We start from the raw sequence: 245 nt of genomic DNA, 5'->3' as shown, positions 1-245 counted from the left end.
GAATGCTGACCAATGGGAGAACCAGCTTGCTAGAGACCGCGAATGATCGTGCTGCCGGGATGCGCAACAAAGTGCCCGAGGCAACAGTTGTTTTCTTGGCGATCAAGATCATGGCGACCACGGTCGGTGAAACCGGCGCGGACTATCTTGCCGTGCATGTGGGACTCGGTACCGCGTTCACTGGCGCATTGATGTCGGCGTTGCTGATTGCCGCGTTGGTCATGCAGCTTCGCATGCGCAAGTAC

General features: G+C 57.6%; 1 pseudogene. It reads left to right on the top strand.

The annotated features are described in order from the left end of the window. Nucleotides 1-26 precede the first annotated feature (26 nt). Nucleotides 27-245: pseudogene (locus tag AC0IY0_RS28935) on the top strand (hypothetical protein); the annotation flags it as partial.

This window comes from Methylobacterium sp. AC315 (assembly GCF_979253755.1).
The sequence above is the reverse complement of the archived record's forward strand: the minus strand, read 5'-3'. Positions and strand labels throughout refer to the sequence as shown.